The 14,986-nt window shown below is 68.5% G+C and carries 15 protein-coding genes and 1 riboswitch; of the genes, 10 read left to right on the forward strand and 5 right to left on the reverse strand.

Annotated elements, in window-relative coordinates; genetic code table 11:
* Positions 1–57: 57 nt before the first annotated feature.
* Complete coding sequence (locus OG210_RS16760) at positions 58–1,008, reverse strand: glucosyl-3-phosphoglycerate synthase (protein ID WP_328328204.1); 951 nt, start codon at positions 1,006–1,008, stop codon at positions 58–60.
* 155 nt (positions 1,009–1,163) lie between these two features.
* Positions 1,164–1,291: riboswitch (SAM riboswitch) on the forward strand.
* 15 nt (positions 1,292–1,306) lie between these two features.
* On the opposite strand from OG210_RS16760, the gene thrC reads away from it, so the two are divergent.
* The 4 genes from thrC to groL all read left to right on the forward strand — a co-directional run bounded on the left by thrC (position 1,307) and on the right by groL (position 5,625).
* Positions 1,307–2,608, forward strand: coding sequence for a threonine synthase (gene thrC, locus OG210_RS16765; protein ID WP_328328202.1), 1,302 nt, complete (start codon positions 1,307–1,309; stop codon positions 2,606–2,608).
* 81 nt (positions 2,609–2,689) lie between these two features.
* Positions 2,690–2,965: a MoaD/ThiS family protein gene (locus OG210_RS16770; RefSeq protein WP_164262622.1), complete on the forward strand. Its 276-nt coding sequence runs from the start codon at positions 2,690–2,692 to the stop codon at positions 2,963–2,965.
* A gap of 457 nt (positions 2,966–3,422) precedes the next feature.
* Positions 3,423–3,626, forward strand: a complete 204-nt coding sequence (locus OG210_RS16775; RefSeq protein ID WP_005315736.1) for a cold-shock protein — start codon at positions 3,423–3,425, stop codon at positions 3,624–3,626.
* Positions 3,627–3,999: 373 nt separating this feature from the next.
* A complete protein-coding gene (groL, locus tag OG210_RS16780) occupies positions 4,000–5,625 on the forward strand; it encodes a chaperonin GroEL (protein WP_164262624.1) in 1,626 nt (541 codons plus the stop codon).
* A 140-nt stretch (positions 5,626–5,765) separates the two neighbouring features.
* Here the strand turns inward: groL and OG210_RS16785 are convergent, their stop codons facing one another.
* Positions 5,766–6,359 carry a Uma2 family endonuclease gene (locus tag OG210_RS16785; RefSeq protein WP_328328196.1) on the reverse strand — a complete coding sequence of 198 codons (594 nt, stop codon included), beginning with the start codon at positions 6,357–6,359 and terminating at the stop codon, positions 5,766–5,768.
* A 56-nt stretch (positions 6,360–6,415) separates the two neighbouring features.
* Complete coding sequence (locus OG210_RS16790; protein WP_371537371.1) at positions 6,416–7,300, reverse strand: hypothetical protein; 885 nt, start codon at positions 7,298–7,300, stop codon at positions 6,416–6,418.
* 407 nt (positions 7,301–7,707) lie between these two features.
* Here OG210_RS16790 and OG210_RS16795 point away from each other — a divergent pair, with 407 nt between their 5' ends.
* Positions 7,708–8,715: a serine hydrolase gene (locus tag OG210_RS16795; protein WP_328328192.1), complete on the forward strand. Its 1,008-nt coding sequence runs from the start codon at positions 7,708–7,710 to the stop codon at positions 8,713–8,715.
* Positions 8,716–8,886: 171 nt separating this feature from the next.
* Here OG210_RS16795 and OG210_RS16800 read toward each other — a convergent pair whose 3' ends face one another.
* Positions 8,887–9,273 carry a nuclear transport factor 2 family protein gene (locus tag OG210_RS16800; RefSeq protein ID WP_328328190.1) on the reverse strand — a complete coding sequence of 129 codons (387 nt, stop codon included), beginning with the start codon at positions 9,271–9,273 and terminating at the stop codon, positions 8,887–8,889.
* 100 nt (positions 9,274–9,373) lie between these two features.
* On the opposite strand from OG210_RS16800, the gene OG210_RS16805 reads away from it, so the two are divergent.
* The gene (locus OG210_RS16805; protein WP_371537375.1) at positions 9,374–9,940 is read left to right on the forward strand and encodes a TetR/AcrR family transcriptional regulator; all 567 of its coding nucleotides are present in this window, start codon (positions 9,374–9,376) and stop codon (positions 9,938–9,940) included.
* Between the two features lie 220 nt (positions 9,941–10,160).
* On the opposite strand, the gene OG210_RS16810 is transcribed toward OG210_RS16805, so the two are convergent.
* On the reverse strand, positions 10,161–10,475 hold the full coding sequence (locus OG210_RS16810; protein WP_328328186.1) for a muconolactone Delta-isomerase family protein: 315 nt from the start codon (positions 10,473–10,475) through the stop codon (positions 10,161–10,163).
* 76 nt (positions 10,476–10,551) lie between these two features.
* Here OG210_RS16810 and OG210_RS16815 point away from each other — a divergent pair, with 76 nt between their 5' ends.
* The 4 genes from OG210_RS16815 (at position 10,552) to OG210_RS16830 (ending at position 14,979) form a co-directional block, all read left to right on the forward strand.
* Positions 10,552–10,866, forward strand: a complete 315-nt coding sequence (locus tag OG210_RS16815; protein WP_328328184.1) for a metalloregulator ArsR/SmtB family transcription factor — start codon at positions 10,552–10,554, stop codon at positions 10,864–10,866.
* A 291-nt stretch (positions 10,867–11,157) separates the two neighbouring features.
* Entirely contained in the window at positions 11,158–12,042 is an 885-nt protein-coding gene (locus OG210_RS16820) for a hypothetical protein (RefSeq protein ID WP_371537378.1), read from the forward strand.
* Positions 12,043–12,217: 175 nt separating this feature from the next.
* Complete coding sequence (locus OG210_RS16825; protein ID WP_328328180.1) at positions 12,218–12,643, forward strand: hypothetical protein; 426 nt, start codon at positions 12,218–12,220, stop codon at positions 12,641–12,643.
* Positions 12,640–14,979, forward strand: a complete 2,340-nt coding sequence (locus OG210_RS16830; protein WP_371537381.1) for a tetratricopeptide repeat protein — start codon at positions 12,640–12,642, stop codon at positions 14,977–14,979. The genes OG210_RS16825 and OG210_RS16830 overlap by 4 nt, the downstream gene beginning before the upstream one ends.
* The last annotated feature ends 7 nt before the right edge of the window (positions 14,980–14,986 follow it).

The following is a 14,986-nucleotide window of genomic DNA, read 5'->3' on the forward strand; positions in this document are numbered from 1 at the left end:
GACAGCCGACAGCCGACAGCCGACAGCCGACAGCCGTCGGACACGGCCCGCCGCCCGTCAGGCCGCCCGGCGGGCCGTGTACTCCCCGACGCTCCGCATCGGCGGCCGCTCCTCGGTGTCCACCGCGTACGTCCGCGGTACGAAGCCCGACCCCTCCGCGCCCCGCTCGAACTGCGTCAGCGCCGGCCGCACCAGCTGCCCCCGCGACAGCCGCAGCTGCGCCGTGCGGTAGATCGCCGCCGCCATCCGGCCCAGCGCGAGCCCGTCCTGGTGACGGTGTTTGCGCGAGCCCACGTCGACCTGCGCCAGCGCGTCGAGCCCCACCGTGTGGAGTGCGTCGACCAGCAGGCCCAGCTCCACCCCGTAACCGACCGGGAAGGGCAGCTGTTCGAGCAGCGAGCGCCGTGCCGCGTACTCGCCGCCCAGCGGCTGGACGAAACCGGCCAGCTGCGGCCAGTGCAGGTTCAGCAGTGGCCGCGCCACCAGCTCGGTCACCCGCCCGCCCTGACCGGCGGTCTCGCCGAGCGGCCGGTCGTACATGGCCTTCACGAACTGCACATCGGGCTCGGTCAGCAGCGGCCCGACGATCCCCGAGACGAAGTCCGCCGAGAACTCGCGCAGGTCGGCATCCACGAAGCAGACGATGTCGCCGCCGGTCACCAGGAGCGAACGCCACAGCACCTCGCCCTTGCCGGGCACGGCCGGAATCCGCGGCAGGATCTCGTCCCGGTGCACCACGCGAGCCCCGGCGGCGGCGGCGACAGCGGCCGTACGGTCGGTGGAGCCGGAGTCGATGACCACCAGCTCGTCCACGAGCGGTGCCGGCAGGCCGTCCATCAGCTCCCGCCTGATGGTCGCGACGATCGCCCCGACCGTCGCCTCCTCGTTGAGCGCGGGCAGGACGACACTCACCCGCGTGCCGCGTTTGGCCGCGATCAGCCGGTCCAGCGGACGGTCGGCCGCCGACCAGGAACGCCTGGCCAGCCAGCGGTCCACCTCTTCCAGCACGGCGCGTCTCCTTGACTGTGAGCCATCTCGCGGATCGGACGACTATCTCAACTGTCACTGCCTTCGGTTACAGTCTTGAACAACGCAAATGGCCACGGGATGCCGGGGTCAGCAGTGCGGACAAACACGCCGGGCCTCAAGGCTCGCGTCATAAGCGCTCATCCAGAGGGACTGAGGGAACGGCCCGTAGAAGTCCCGGCAACCCTCCTGCCGACCGCGAGGTCATGGTGGGGAAGGTGCCAATTCCGTCTTGCGGCGAAGTACGTCGCGAGGAAGATGAGGAGAGGACCTCGCCACCATGGCTGTGCAGACCGTCACCAGCACCAACGACTCCACCGGGCCTGTCGATCTCGGCCCCGCCGCCGCCCTCTCGTGCCGCGAGTGCGGAGAGCGTTTCCCGCTCGGCCCCCTCTTCGCCTGCGCGTCCTGTTTCGGGCCGCTCGAAGTGGCGTACGACCTGCCGAGCGGCTCCCCCGACGAGCTGAAGAAGCGCATCGAGGCCGGCCCGGACAACATCTGGCGCTACGCCCCGCTGCTGCCCGTCCCCGCCGGTGTGGCCGACCAGCCCAATATGAACCCGGGCTTCACCAAGCTGGTCAAGGCCGACAACCTCGCCCGCGAGCTGGGTGTCACCGGCGCTCTGCACATCAAGGACGACTCCGGCAACCCGACGCACTCCTTCAAGGACCGTGTCGTCGCGATCGCCGTCGAGGCCGCCCGCGCCTTCGGCTTCACCACGCTCTCCTGCTCATCGACGGGCAACCTGGCCGGTGCCGTCGGCGCCGCCGCCGCCCGCGCCGGCTTCCGCTCCTGCGTGTTCATCCCGCACGACCTGGAGCAGGGCAAGGTCGTGATGGCCGCGGTCTACGGCGGCGAACTGGTCGGCATCGAGGGCAACTACGACGACGTCAACCGCTTCTGCTCCGAGCTCATCGGCGACCCGATCGGTGAGGGCTGGGGCTTCGTCAACGTCAACCTCCGCCCGTACTACGGCGAGGGCTCCAAGACCCTGGCGTACGAGATCTGCGAGCAGCTCGGCTGGCAGCTGCCCGACCAGATCGTCATCCCGATCGCGTCGGGCTCCCAGCTCACGAAGATCGACAAGGGTCTCCAGGAGCTGATCAAGCTCGGTCTGGTCGAGGACAAGCCGTACAAGATCTTCGGCGCGCAGGCCGAGGGCTGCTCGCCGGTCTCCACCGCGTTCAAGGCCGGCCACGACGTCGTACGGCCGCAGAAGCCGGACACGATCGCCAAGTCGCTCGCCATCGGCAACCCGGCGGACGGCCCGTACGTCCTGGACATCGCCCGCCGCACCGGCGGCGCCGTCGAGGACGTCAACGACGCGCAGATCGTCGACGCGATCAAGCTGCTGGCCCGTACCGAGGGCATCTTCGCGGAGACCGCGGGCGGCGTGACCGTCGGCGTGACGAAGAAGCTCATCGAGGCCGGTCTGCTCGACCCGTCCCTCACCACCGTCGTACTGAACACGGGTGACGGCCTCAAGACCCTGGACGCGGTCGCCCCGACGTCCGGCCCGACCGCGACGATCCGTCCGACCCTGGACGCGTTCCGCGAGGCCGGCCTGGCCACGGGCGCCTGACCCGGGCTCCTGTCCCGCCCCGTCCGTACTCGCCCGCTCCGTCCGACTCGTCCCGCCCCGGACTCCTGGAAGGCAATCCGCATGAGCGTCAAGGTCCGCATCCCCACCATCCTCCGCACCTACACGGGCGGCCAGGCCGAGGTCGCAGCCGACGGCGGCACCCTCTCCGAGGTCATCGCCGACCTGGAGAAGAACCACACCGGCATCGCGGCCCGCGTCCTGGACGACCAGGGCAAGCTGCGCCGCTTCGTGAACGTCTACGTGAACGACGACGACGTGCGCTTCGAGCAGGGCCTGGAGACGGCGACGCCGGACGGCGCGGGCATTTCCATCATCCCGGCCGTCGCCGGCGGCTGAGCAAGCCCCTGCGGCGCCGCGGCGCTGCTGCGGCGCGCCCCGGGCGGGCCCGTCGCCCTGCTGTCCGCCCTGCCGTCTGCTGAACCTGTTGCCCTCTCCGCGTACGAAGCGGAGGGGGCAATTCAGCATGATTGAACACGGTAGAGTTGGGGCAGCCCCCTTGATCCTTCTTGATCGCCCGTGCCAGGAGCAGCTGAGCACGCGTCAATGTGTGGGCAATGCGTTCGATCTCTTTGCGTCGTAAGTGCCCTTTGCCCGGCCCGACTTGCCCGGGGATCCCCGGAAATCCGCCCAATGGGGCGTTCAGCCGCGCTCAGAATTCTCGTCCGATTGACCTGTTGCAGAGGGCAGTTGGGCAGATACATTCAGCCGCGGTCGACGCGTTCCGGCGCAAGGTCTGACCCGGATCCCGCGAAGTGCGGGCTCTGTGCAAGGGCCAGTAATAGGGGAGTTAGGCATGGCTCAGGGCACCGTCAAGTGGTTCAACGCGGAGAAGGGGTACGGCTTCATCGCGGTCGACGGTGGTGCGGATGTTTTCGTCCACTACAGCGCGATTCAGATGGACGGCTACCGCACCCTTGAAGAAGGTCAGCGAGTCGAGTTCGAGATCTCGCAGGGCCAGAAGGGTCCGCAGGCGGACATGGTCAAGCTCGCCGTCTGATCTCGGCGCGATCGGCCACCGACCCACTCACGCCGAGAGGCCCGCACCCCACACCGGGGCGCGGGCCTCTCGTGCGTCCGGGGGCCTCCGAGACCGCCCGCGCGTGGGGCTGGTATCCACCGAAGGCGCTTGCGCCCTCTCGTCGCCCGACCACCACCCCTCAACGACCCCGCTTCGCGGGGGCACCTTGCACTCACAGGGGCCGAGTGCTAATCATTGGCGTTAGCACTCTCCCAGTGAGAGTGACAGAAGGACCGGGTTGGTGAGGCCCGCGGGCCGGGTGGGGCAAGGAACCACCGGGCAAGCAGGCCGTCCGTCGCGGGCACCGCCAGGTCTGACGCTTTCCACCCCCTGTCCGGGAGGACCACTTCACATGGCCAAGATCATCGCGTTCGACGAGGAGGCACGGCGCGGTCTCGAGCGCGGGATGAACCAGCTCGCCGACGCCGTCAAGGTCACCCTCGGCCCCAAGGGCCGCAACGTCGTCCTTGAGAAGAAGTGGGGCGCCCCCACGATCACCAACGATGGTGTTTCCATCGCCAAGGAGATCGAGCTCGAGGACCCGTACGAGAAGATCGGCGCCGAGCTGGTCAAGGAGGTCGCCAAGAAGACGGACGACGTCGCCGGTGACGGTACGACCACCGCGACCGTCCTGGCGCAGGCGCTGGTTCGTGAGGGCCTCCGCAACGTCGCCGCCGGTGCCAACCCGATGGCCCTGAAGCGTGGCATCGAGAAGGCCGTCGAGGCCGTCTCCGCCGCTCTGCTGGAGCAGGCCAAGGACGTGGAGACGAAGGAGCAGATCGCTTCGACCGCCTCCATCTCCGCCGCCGACACCCAGATCGGCGAGCTCATCGCCGAGGCGATGGACAAGGTCGGCAAGGAAGGCGTCATCACCGTCGAGGAGTCGCAGACCTTCGGTCTTGAGCTTGAGCTCACCGAGGGCATGCGCTTCGACAAGGGCTACATCTCGGCGTACTTCGCCACCGACATGGAGCGTATGGAGGCGTCGCTCGACGACCCGTACATCCTGATCGTCAACTCCAAGATCGGCAACGTGAAGGACCTCCTTCCGCTGCTCGAGAAGGTCATGCAGTCCGGCAAGGCGCTGCTGATCATCGCGGAGGACGTCGAGGGCGAGGCGCTGTCGACCCTGGTCGTCAACAAGATCCGCGGCACCTTCAAGTCCGTCGCCGTCAAGGCTCCGGGCTTCGGCGACCGCCGCAAGGCCATGCTCGGCGACATCGCCATCCTCACCGGTGGCACGGTCATCTCCGAGGAGGTCGGCCTCAAGCTGGAGAGCGCCGGTCTCGACCTGCTCGGCCGCGCCCGCAAGGTCGTCATCACCAAGGACGAGACCACGATCGTCGACGGTGCCGGTGACAGCGACCAGGTCCAGGGTCGCGTCAACCAGATCCGCGCCGAGATCGAGAACTCCGACTCGGACTACGACCGCGAGAAGCTCCAGGAGCGCCTCGCGAAGCTGGCCGGCGGCGTGGCCGTCATCAAGGCCGGTGCCGCGACCGAGGTCGAGCTCAAGGAGCGCAAGCACCGCATCGAGGACGCCGTTCGCAACGCGAAGGCGGCCGTCGAGGAGGGCATCGTCGCCGGTGGTGGCGTGGCCCTGCTCCAGGCTTCCGCGGTGTTCGAGAAGCTTGAGCTCGAAGGCGACGAGTCGACCGGCGCCAACGCCGTGAAGCTCGCCCTTGAGGCCCCGCTGAAGCAGATCGCCGTCAACGGTGGTCTCGAAGGCGGAGTCGTCGTCGAGAAGGTCCGCAACCTGACGGTCGGCCACGGCCTGAACGCTGCGACCGGCGAGTACGTCGACATGATCGCCGAGGGCATCATCGACCCGGCGAAGGTCACGCGCTCCGCGCTGCAGAACGCCGCGTCGATCGCCGCGCTGTTCCTCACCACCGAGGCCGTCATCGCCGACAAGCCGGAGAAGGCCGCCCCCGGCGGCGCCCCGGGCGGCATGCCCGGCGGTGACATGGACTTCTGATCCTCTTCGTTCTTTTCGAGGATCGGCTGCTCCAGCAGTAGCACGCGAGCTGTACGGCAAGCAGTACGGCAAGCAGCAGTACGGACCGAGGGCGGTACCCCTTCTCGGAGGGGTACCGCCCTCGGGCGTTTGCGGGTGCTTCAGCGGGCGTAGTCCTTGAGTTTCCCGGTCTCCAGAGTGATCGAGACGGGCGCGGGAAGCGTGACTGTGGTGCCGTAGGCGTGGGATGTGCGGGTCAGGTACTCGCCCCGCTCCGGCTCGCTGTAGACGACGAGTTTCTCCGCGTCACGGTCGACGAGCAGATAGACCGGGATGCCTGAGGCCGCGTAGCCGTCGCGCTTCTCCACGCGGTCGCGGAGGTCGGTGTCGGTGTCGTAGGAGGTGACTTCCACGGCCATGAGCGTGCCATCGGTGTGCGCCCACTCGCCGCTCTGGCCCACGTAGTGGTCGAGCGGGGCCAGGGCGCCGTCCGCGCGGGCGCGGCCCCTGCGATAGCCCTCCACCTTGAGGCCCTGCTCCGGATACAGGGCCAGCTCAGGGCGCTGTTGCATGCACTGCCTCAGCAGCCACATGACAATGGCGCCATGCAGTTGGTCCGGCACGGGCTTGACCTCAAGCTTTCCGTTGATGAATTCCAGTGCCACCGTCTCGGGCGCGTGGCGCGCGAGTTCCTCGAAGTCCTCGACGGACATCTGGGGGTGGTCCTGGGCGTGGTCAGCGGTGCTGGGGGTCATGGCGTCGCCTCCTCCTCTTCATCGTGCCCTGTTCCGCGGCCGAGTGAGCTGAACGGTCATGCGCGGGCCCTTTCGGGTTGTCGAGTGGCTGCCGCCGCGCGGGCCTGTGCCGCGCGGGTGTGGACCTGGGCCGGGGTGAGCGGGGCGGGGCGGCGTACGGGTCTGCCCCGGCACTCCGCGCACTCGCCGCCGGGCAGGGCTTCCGGGCGCCCCGGGGCGCCGCACTTGCCGCACTCCAGGATCCGCAGAGCCGGGCGCGGGACGCGTGGTGCGGGAAGTGGCGCGCGCTCGGGCGGGAGCTTGTCGGTGAGCCGCCTGCGGACGAGTGACGACGCGCGGTGTACGGGGGTGGGCAGCCCGGCGGTCAGGGCGTGCAGCATCTCCGGTTCGGTTGCGCCACGGTCGAACCACACGGCGGCAAGGGGCTCCAGCGCGGCACAGTCCGCCGCCGACAGGCTCAGCGAGGGCGCGGTACGGCCGAGGGCGGCCAGCAGGACGAACGCCCGTGAGCGGGTGGGCCGTTGGGGCGGAGGTGAGTCATCCGGTACGCCTCCGGTGGTGAACGCGGCCCACCAGGCGTCGTCGCGGGCGGTACGGGAGAACCACGTACGCGTCACCCAGCGGGCGCTGTCCGACCCGATCAGGTGCTCGCTGCCCCGGCGCAGATGCCCGGCGCGCTGAAGGGCGTTGAGGGCGGTGCGCAGGGCGCACTGTCCGTACGGAAGGACCTTGGCCAGCGTCTTCACCGAGATGTCGGCGCCGTCCGGCAGCCGGTCGATGTACGCGGCGATGGCCGCTTCGCGGGGCGCCAGTAGCGCGAAATCAGCCGCTGTGTGCGGGCGTTGACCGGGCGCGGAGCGCTTTCCGTAGCCCGGATTGGCCATCGGGTGAGGGGCCCCGTGCGGCGGGTGCAGGGCAGGATTAAGGTGGCTGTCAGCCATGGATCGAACTCCTGAGTTCTTCGATCTAGCTGGTCAGGCCCCGGAGCCGGTGTTGGCGCACCGACCGGGGCCGTTCACGTTCTGTGAGCACGCTAGAGCCTCGCCACCGTCCGTCGCAAGTCGGTCACGAAAAGTCAACGGGCCGCGCGGGGAGGGGGGTTGGGTGGGATATCAGGCCCTCCACCCGATCACTGTTAAGAGCGCTCGGAGCGCGGGGCTTGAGCCCCGGGGCGACTGAATGGCGGGGGGCCGCGTGCGAGAACCCCACAGGCCCCACCGGTCACCTGCGCAAGATCTCCACACGCGCGCGTGGGCAGATCGGCGGTCCCTCTCATCACATAAGTAGGTTCGGTATAACCGAGGTTTCACTACGTACCGGCGTAGCTACGCCGGCAGAAGGGACGCTCATGGGTTCGCACGCCCGCCCCAACCGGATACACCGCACCGGAGTCCGGATCGCGATGGTCGCTTTGGTCGGAGCCGCGCTGCCGCTCGCCGCCGGCGGTCTCGCCGAGGCGGCCACCCCCGGTGCCACGCACTCCGCCGACGACAGTGGCGTGCAGGGCAGTGAGGTCACCACTCCGGTCGGCCAGAACCAGCACGCGCAGGGCGCCAAGACTCAGGCCGGTCCGCAGATCACCGCTGATCACGCCTTCTTGCTGGATGCCCGTGATGGCAGCCAGGAGCGGGAGATGTGGGCGGGGTCGAAGGCTGACGAGAGTGTGCCGATGGCCAGCACCACCAAGATCATGACGTCGCTGGTGATCCTCCGGCATCCGGAGTGGCTGGACCGGCAGATCCAGGTGAAGCAGGAGTACCGGGACTACGTCCAGAAGGTCGGCGGCAGCACCGCCGATCTCCAGACCGGCGACACGCTGACCGTCCGTCAGCTGATGCATGCCATGCTGATCCCGTCCGGTGACGATGCCGCGATGGCCCTGGCGGACAACCTCGGCACGGGGGCCACCCAGGACGCACGGATCGCCGACTTCGTGAACCAGATGAACGCCATGGCCCAGGAGATGGGTCTGAAGGGCACGCACTTCGACACCTTCGACGGCGTCTCGAACGGCAACAACCACAGCACCGCCCGCGACCTGGCGAAGCTGGGTCAGCGTGCCATGCTGCAGCCGGTGTTCGCCGACATCGTGAAGGACAAGCAGTTCAAGACGGAGGCCCCGGCGGCCAACGGCCACACCCGGTACTACACCTGGAACACCACCAATGAGCTGCTGGGCAGCTACGACGGTGCCCTGGGTGTCAAGACCGGCAGTGGTCCGGAGGACGGCTACTGCTTCGTCTTCGCGGCCAAGCGGGACAACCGCACGCTGGTCGGCGCGATTCTCAAGGACGACACCGACAAGGCCCGGTTCGACGACGCCACCAAGATGCTCGACTGGGGCTTCGCCCACTGAGCCCGCTGAGCCACTGAACCCACCGAACGTGCACCGCGCGTGAACATGATCCGCGTGGGGCGCTGGAAGGCCCCTGCTCAGTCCCCACCCCCCACGGCGGACGGGCGGGGGCCTTCGTCTGCGTCCCGGACACGCCGTACGCGCCCCTCGCAAGGTCTTCACCAGGGGCCGTCAGACGAAGAAGGCGTTCATCCCGGGCACGTCGGAGAGATAGGTCTCGATACTCGCGATCTTTCCGTCACGGAGCCGGCAGACCGTGGCCAGGTATTCGTCCAGCACGGCGTCCTCCCGGCGCGCGGTGTTGTGCAGGGAGAGCGCCATGTTCTCCCTGCTGACCAGGAGGTGCAGCAACTCGAAGTTCAGGCCGTACGCGGCGATCCGCTGAGCGCGCTCCACCACGGCGTCGCCGCCGTCGGCGGTGCCGGAGATCGTGTTGTCGCCGGGCAGGGTCCAGGTGGCGTCGTCGTGCAGAAGGGCCCGGATGCCGTTCCAGTCGCCCGAGGTGAGGGCCTGGTGGAAGGCGCGCCCGAGGGCGAGGGCGGATTCGTCGGCGGACATAGTGATCCCTTCGGAAGACACTAAAGCGGTGATCTCCGCTTTAGCGCGACTCTAGGCACCCCGACCACTAAGGCGCAAATCTTTGCTTTAGAGTGACCTGGTGAACGCTAACGCACCGACGAGGCGGCCCGGAGGCCGCAGTAGCCGCGTCCGTACCGCCGTGCACAGCGCCGCGGTCGCGCTGGTGGGTGAGCGCGGCGTCGACCAGGTGACTCTCCCCGCGGTGGCCCAGCGTGCGGGGGTCAACCCCAGCACCCTCTACCGGCGCTGGGGCACGCTCGCGGCGCTCCTGGCCGACGTCGCCGAGCACCACGGTGAGACCGGCGCACCCCCGCTCGTCGGTGATCTGCGCACCGACCTGGGGAACCAGGCAGTCTGGACACTGACGGAGCTCTCCCGGCCCGGTGGTATCGCGTTCTTCCGCGCCGAGGTCGCGCCCGACGTCGACGAGCGGCACGACGGACTGCGCGAGTGCCTGCGCAGGGTCGCCGAGCGCTTCCGCCCCGTCCTCGACACGGCACGGGAGCGCGGCGACGCGCCCCCGCCCCTGGAGCAAGTTCTGGACCGGATCGTCGCGCCGCTCTACTTCCGGGTGGTCTTCTCGATCCCCGGTACGGACGAGGCATACGTCCGCGATCTTGTCGCGGGGCTCATCGGGGAGCACTAGATTGAGTTTTGGCCACCGATCGGCTCCTCGCTCCAGCGGAACATGCCCGAAGGCTGCGCATGACTCGGGTCCCTGAGGAGGAGGTGATGAAACCCCTGCCGGGCAGTCATATGGATTCCTGCTGTGTCAGAACCATTTGTCACCCACCCAGTCCGAGTGGACCCGGCGGCGGACGCTGCGGAGTGAGGTGGGTAAGTCGCTCCGAGGTCGAAACTCAAGCTCAAGGTTGTCCCGTAACTGGTGTGGTCCTTGGCGCCTGCTCGGCGCTCAAGGGGTGGGTGGCGAGCGCGGTGACATCGATGTCCACATAGGGGCGGATCGGGAGGCTGTTGAGGGCCTCCACCAGGGTGTCCGCGTCGGGGGCCGACCACAGGCCGATGTTGGCGCGCTTGCCGGGCAGGGTCCACAGCCGGCGCAGTACGCCGTCGGCCATCAGTTCGCGGCCCCGGTCGCGCTCGCGCTCGACCAGGTCGTTGTGGTCGTCCGCGGGGAGTTCGTAGACGCGGGTGGCGTCAATGCGCACCAGGAAGTCCATGGCGGTCTCCGATCGACATTGGTTGATGTTCGTCGAACATCGACTATAGGGACCGGGGCGTTCTAGACTCAAGACCATGCCCCGTCAGCTGCACCATCCCGATCCGCAGGACGTCACGCTCGCCCAGGCGCTGTCGGCGCTGGGGGACCCGGTGCGGTTGCGGATCCTCGCGGTGCTGGCCGACCGGGGTGAGCATCCGCGGGAGGACTTCGACGGTCTGGGCGTCGGCTCCTCGACCGTGAGCCATCACATGCGGACCTTGCGCGAGGCCGGGCTGACCCGGCACCGGCTGGAGGGCACCCGTTGCTTCGTCTCGCTGCGGCGGGACGCGCTGCGGGCGTGCCCGGAGGTGCTCGACGGTGTGCTGCGGGCGGCGGCGGAGGCCCGGTAGCGGCACTGCCTGGCCGACTCGGGTTGCTGACACAGATGCAGCACACCAAGGCGGCAGAGGGGCCGTACGCGACCGTTTGATGACGCCGGCAGTGTCGGGGCAGCTGGATCAGAGGGCTCCGGGGCACCCCGCCGAACAGGCACCGGCAGGGTGTACGAGCAACCGTGGAGCACAGCCGGGTTTGTCTGGAGGGCACCACCAACCTGCCCTCGCAGCAACCCCGGAACCCCTTCCCAGACGCCCGGAACGGAGGAGGATGGCCTCAACACCGTCCCTGTGGAAGGAATTACCGTGCACCGCCGTGACGCACACCCCTCGTACGCCACTGACCACGCCCGTGACCGCCCGTCGGCCGTCCGCCCGTCGGCCAGAACCGGCGGGCCCGCGGCCCCCCTGCTGAATCTGCAGCGCACAGCGGGGAACGCGGCTGTGGCTCGCGCGGTGACCGCTGCCAGGACGGGCGGGCAGCGGCCCACGGAGGCCGCGCCGCCGGTGCAGAGGGCGGAGATGCGGAACACACCCAAGGGTGAGTCGACCGGCTTCGGCGGCTCGCTCGACGAGGACGACGTCCGGCTGCTCACCGAGGCAGCCCACGAGGTCCAGAAGATCATGGAGGAGGCGCGGGCCAAGGACCCGGAGAAGGAGCTACTGCTCTTCATCGGTGTCGGAACGGGCAACCCGGCGGCCGCCTGGGGCAACCCCACTCATGGCGGCGTCGGCGGAATCACCAACGAGAACCAGCATTCCCCCGGCTTCCTCTCGGCGGCCGGAGAAGCGGGCTACACGGTGATCTCGGTCAACTTCAACGTCGGCTCGGGCAAGGAACTCTCCCAGTCCGGTGGTTCCGGCCCCGTGGTGAAGCTGACGGTGCCCGCCCGGTTCCCGCTCGACGCGGACGGCCAGGAGAAGGCGAAGGGCGCCATGGCGGGCCTCCACGCGGCGGCTGGTCAGGCCAACCGTTTCGCCATCATGAACGCCGTCACGCAGGCCGACTACCAGCCCCTGCTCGACCTGGCGGCCGCCAAGTCGAAGGGCCAGTCCGCCTACCTCAAGTCGTACATGCAGACCGGCGAGACCAGCGCCTTCTCCCCGATGAGCAAGAAGAAGGGGCAGCACATCGAAGGCAGCAAGTTCGCCTCCATGAGCGACGTCTTCCTCGCGGACTCGGAGGGGTAACCCCTCGTTCGGGCGCGCTACGAGCCGACGTCGCGGCCCGGCAACCGGCCGTACCACTCGGCCGTACCACTCGGACCTGCCGACCTCATAGGACGGCTGGTCGGCCAGTGTCCCGTCCGGGGTGATTGGCCTAGGGTGATGCTCTGCCCACGATGTGTTACGGAGGGGGACGATCATGGATCCGGAGATCGCTGCGTTAGCAGGCACCGCGGGAACAACACTGGTCACCCTGCTGACCACCGATACCTGGCCCAGCATCAGGGACGGCCTCGTATCGCTGTGGCAGCGTGCCCGTCCCGACAGAGCGCCGCACATCGCCGATGAACTCAACGTGACACGGGCTGAGTTGCTCAGCGCTCAGGCTGTGGGCGACCGGGAGGTCGAAGCTGAAGTCAGGGCGGAGTGGCAGGGGCGCATCCGGCGCCTGGTCGCCGCCCATCCAGAGCTCGTCGAAGAGCTGAGGGCGCTGGTTGCCGAGCTGGCCCCGGATGATGCTGTGGCGCCCGCCGTTACTCAACACGCCACCGCCTCTGGTCGAGCCCGCGTGTACCAGGCGGGCCGCGATATGCGGATCGACGGGACGGAGGGCGGCGCCGCATGAGCGAGGACCCTTCGCCGCGTGCCGCAGCCTACGGGCAGGGGCGGATCTTCCAGTCCGAGCGGGATATCCAGATCACCGAAACCCATCACCATGGCGCACCGGACCCGGCAGCCTCACCCACCGGCCCCGCCTCGGTGCGGGTGGCGCTGACGGCGCCGCTGCGTGCGGCGTTGCGCGACAGGGAAGAGCTGCGCGGGGAACTCCTGGCCGGACTCGACGCCGGTGGCGGGGTGCATGTGTTGCACGGGTTCGGGGGCTGCGGGAAGACCGCGGTGGCACGGTGGCTGTTCGACCAGTCGGCCCCGTCCCGGGTCGCGTTGTGGGTGGATGCTTCGACCGAGTTGCAGCTTCGCGCCGGCATGCTGGCTGTGGCGGCGGACAGGGGAGCGTCCCCGGAGGAAGTGCGGGCCGCCCAGGAGGGCCGCCGGGCCGCGGCCGATCTGGTGTGGCAGCGGCTCGATGCGTCCCCGGAGCCGTGGCTGCTGGTGCTGGACAACGCGGATGACCCGCAGCCTCTGCGGGACGGATGGCTGCGCAGCTCTCCGCGGGGGACGGTATTGGTGACGTCCCGCCAGTCCGCCGATCCCGCCTGGACCGGTGCGGGGGCACGGATACACCGGGTCGACGTCCTGCCGGCTGTGGAGGGTGCGCAGCTACTGCATGATCTGGCACCCGGGGACCACCAGCCCGAAGCGACGATGCGGTTGGCTGCGCGGCTGGGGTTTCACCCGCTGGCGCTCACCCTGGCCGGCGGTTTCCTCTCCCAACAGCTGCTCGAAAGCTGGACAGTCGAGGAATACCTGGAACGACTGGGCGAGGATCCCGCGACCCTGCTGGACCGGGGCGCGAGCCTGGAGAGCGGGGCTCGCGAGCGGCTCAGCCGCACCTGGCAGCTCTCCCTGGACGCCCTGGAACATCGCGGCCTGCCCGAAGCAACAGCCGTATTACGCCTGTTGGCGTGCTGGGGACATGCTCCAGTACCTGTGTCGCTGCTCGCTCCGTCGGCGATGCAAGCGGTGGGCGTACCTGGGCTTGCCGCTGAACGCATCGAAGCAGGGCTGCATGGCCTGTTGTCGGCGTCGCTGGTAGACCTCTTCGAGGTACCGGGCGGTGCAGGTGGGCGACGAGTACGGTGCGTCACCGCGCATGGACTCTTGCTGGAGACAATTGCGGCGGGCGTTCCCGAAGCGCAGCGAGCGGAGCTGTACGGAGCGGCTGCCGCGTTGGTGAACCGGGCCGTACTCGGCGGAGACGCGAATACGGTGCGTCTGGTGGAACCGCACTTGTTGGCGCTCCTGGAGAACAGCGCCACCGCCGACCATGTGCTGGACGCGGCACGCCGGGTGCGAGACATTTACGATGCGGCGGGGCAATGGGCGGACTCTCTTCCTTTCGCCTCGGAATTGGTCAAGGCCGTTTCGAGGGAGGGGGCAGTCGGGGGCGCCGTGGCCATCGCTGACGGAATTGCGCTGGGGAAGACCATTCACATGAGTGGGGACTTCGCTGGAGGGGAGACCGTTCTCAAGAAGGCGCTGGACGCTGCGATGGCGTGGTCGGAGGAAGCGCCGCTTCTTCAAGCCGATGCTTGCGTTCAATTGTCGTTGTGTTACGGAAAAGGCCAGCGGAACGCGGAAGCCATTCGACTTCTCCAAAGGGCTGGCGAGATCAGGCACCGGGTCCTGGGGCCGACGCACGCTGAGACGGCGGAGGCGTTGTTTCTGCAGGTAGACAACCAGTTCCTGATGGGAAACTACGGGGTGTCACTCCGCCTCGCTCAACGGTTGGCGGAACTGCTGCCGAGCCTTCACGGTGAGCGCAGTGACGAGATCGCTGTGCGTGCCCTCTTGGTCATCGCGTCGGCAATGTGGCATGCCCAGGTAGCTCGGACTCCGGGAAGCGTGTGGCGGGCAAGCATTACGGCCCCAGCGGTGGGTGCAGTTGCGGATGTCGAAGCCCAGGGACTCGGGTGGGGCCTGGTGCGGGAGCGAGCACAAGAAGGTCTTGACGCTCACATTGCCCACTTCGGACCCGACCACCCTCAGACAGCTGCAGCTCGGCGCACTCTTGCACTCGCTGCGTGGGAACACGGTGATCAGGAGGCAGCGATCGCCGAACTCAGGAGAGCGGTCGCCATTCGTACCGCGCACCTGGGAGCAGAACACCCGTGGACCATTGCAGCGATTGGGTTCTTGGCCCACTGTCTGGCACTACGAGGCAATGTCGAGGAGGCATCCATCCTGGCTGACAGAGCCTATGCCGACGCGGTCCGCATTCTCGGCCCCCATCACGTCATCAGCGTGCAGTGTGCCGCTGCCCAAAAGGCGGCCTCATCATGAACAGTCG

Origin of the sequence: Streptomyces sp. NBC_00466, assembly GCF_041433995.1 — a bacterium.
In the GTDB taxonomy this organism is placed as follows: Bacteria; Actinomycetota; Actinomycetes; order Streptomycetales; family Streptomycetaceae; genus Streptomyces.

Bases quoted from the DNA above. Each gene is read 5' to 3' on its own strand.
- OG210_RS16775 (WP_005315736.1), top strand. From the start codon at position 3,423: ATGGCTCAGGGCACCGTCAAGTGGTTCAACGCGGAGAAGGGGTACGGC.
- OG210_RS16770 (WP_164262622.1), top strand. From the start codon at position 2,690: ATGAGCGTCAAGGTCCGCATCCCCACCATCCTCCGCACCTACACGGGC.
- groL (WP_164262624.1), top strand. From the start codon at position 4,000: ATGGCCAAGATCATCGCGTTCGACGAGGAGGCACGGCGCGGTCTCGAG.
- OG210_RS16795 (WP_328328192.1), top strand. From the start codon at position 7,708: ATGGGTTCGCACGCCCGCCCCAACCGGATACACCGCACCGGAGTCCGG.
- OG210_RS16810 (WP_328328186.1), bottom strand. From the start codon at position 10,475: ATGGACTTCCTGGTGCGCATTGACGCCACCCGCGTCTACGAACTCCCC.
- OG210_RS16800 (WP_328328190.1), bottom strand. From the start codon at position 9,273: ATGTCCGCCGACGAATCCGCCCTCGCCCTCGGGCGCGCCTTCCACCAG.
- OG210_RS16785 (WP_328328196.1), bottom strand. From the start codon at position 6,359: ATGACCCCCAGCACCGCTGACCACGCCCAGGACCACCCCCAGATGTCC.
- OG210_RS16815 (WP_328328184.1), top strand. From the start codon at position 10,552: ATGCCCCGTCAGCTGCACCATCCCGATCCGCAGGACGTCACGCTCGCC.
- OG210_RS16790 (WP_371537371.1), bottom strand. From the start codon at position 7,300: ATGGCTGACAGCCACCTTAATCCTGCCCTGCACCCGCCGCACGGGGCC.
- OG210_RS16825 (WP_328328180.1), top strand. From the start codon at position 12,218: ATGGATCCGGAGATCGCTGCGTTAGCAGGCACCGCGGGAACAACACTG.
- OG210_RS16830 (WP_371537381.1), top strand. From the start codon at position 12,640: ATGAGCGAGGACCCTTCGCCGCGTGCCGCAGCCTACGGGCAGGGGCGG.
- thrC (WP_328328202.1), top strand. From the start codon at position 1,307: ATGGCTGTGCAGACCGTCACCAGCACCAACGACTCCACCGGGCCTGTC.